General features: G+C 67.0%; 1 protein-coding gene and 2 pseudogenes. 2 read left to right on the top strand and 1 reads right to left on the bottom strand.

Translation table 11 applies throughout. From position 1 onward, the window contains the following. Positions 1 to 238 (top strand): annotated as a pseudogene (locus tag ACK4TH_RS11935) (3-oxoacyl-ACP reductase); the annotation flags it as partial. A gap of 21 nt (positions 239 to 259) precedes the next feature. Here ACK4TH_RS11935 and ACK4TH_RS11940 read toward each other — a convergent pair. Further along, positions 260 to 730: an Lrp/AsnC family transcriptional regulator gene (locus tag ACK4TH_RS11940; RefSeq protein ID WP_409626752.1), complete on the bottom strand. Its 471-nt coding sequence runs from the start codon at positions 728 to 730 to the stop codon at positions 260 to 262. 152 nt (positions 731 to 882) lie between these two features. Between ACK4TH_RS11940 and ACK4TH_RS11945 the strand changes: the two are divergent. Next, positions 883 to 1,229: pseudogene (locus ACK4TH_RS11945) on the top strand (4-hydroxyphenylpyruvate dioxygenase); the annotation flags it as partial.

The raw sequence follows: 1,229 nt of genomic DNA on the forward strand, positions 1-1,229 counted from the left end.
TGGCCGGGCATTCGACATCGCGGTGGGTCAAATCGACATCGGCAACGTCGCCAGCGACATGACCGAGCGCATGGCCGCTGGCGTGCTGCAGGCCGACGGCAGCGTGCGCCCCGAGGCGCGCATGGACATGGACGCGGTGGTGCAGACCTTCATGGCCATGGTGCGCCTGCCGCTGGAGGCCAACGTGCTGTTCACCACGGTCATGGCCACCCAAATGCCGTTCGTTGGGCGGGGGTGACCCCCGCGCTGTCGTGCACCGTTACAGCGGCAGCGCGCTGGTGCATTTGATCTCGTCCAGGCAGACGCTGGAGCGCACGCCGTTGACGCCTGGCAGCTGCGCCAGCGTGCCGAGCAGAAAGTCCGACAGCGCCTTCAGATCGCGCGCCACCACCTTGAGCACATAGTCGAAATCGCCCGTCACCGCATAGCACTCCTGCACCTGCGCCATGTCGCGCACCCGCTGGCGGAATTGCTCCACCTCGCGGATGTGGCCGCGCTCCATCGTCACATGCACGAACGCGGTCACGCCCAGCCCCAGCCGCGGCGCGTCCAGCCGCGCCTCGTAGCGGCGCACATAGCCCTGCTCCTCCAGCCGGCGGTGGCGGCGGTTGCACTGCGCCGGGGACAGATGCACCGCTTCGGCCAGGGCCTGGTTGCTGATGCGCCCGTCCTCCTGTAGACGGGCCAGGATGCGGCGATCCACCGCGTCGACGGAAGGGCTGGGCACCATGGGGCTCTCCTGGGTCAGAACAGTGCGGGTTTTACCCGAAACCCGCAACGATTTTTCATGATTGCGGGTTTTCCGGTCGTCGAAATGCAAGCCCATTGCGCCGACGCGGACATATGCTTCCGGCTTTCAATTTCAGTGCAGGAGTCGAGACCATGGCCGACCTCTTCGACAACCCCATGGGGCTGTGCGGATTCGAGTTTGTCGAGTTTGCCGCGCCCACCGCCAACGTGCTGGAGCCGCTGTTTCAGGCACTGGGCTTCACCCGCATCGCGCGCCACCGATCCAAGGACGTGGAGCTGTGGCGCCAGGGGCAGATCAACTTCATCATCAACCGCGAGCCGCGCAGCCTGGCCGACTACTTTGCGCAGGAGCACGGGCCCAGCGCCTGCGGGCTGGCGTTCCGCGTGAAGGACGCCCACAAGGCCTACTACCGCGCGCTGGAGCTGGGCGCGCAGCCGATCGACATCCCCACCGGCCCGATGGAGCTGCGGCTGCCCGC

The sequence above is a fragment of the Tepidimonas sp. genome (assembly GCF_046292505.1).
GTDB lineage: Bacteria > Pseudomonadota > Gammaproteobacteria > Burkholderiales > Burkholderiaceae_C > Tepidimonas.

Excerpts from the sequence above, each read along its gene's own strand:
- ACK4TH_RS11940 (WP_409626752.1), bottom strand. The coding sequence starts at position 730 with ATGGTGCCCAGCCCTTCCGTCGACGCGGTGGATCGCCGCATCCTGGCC.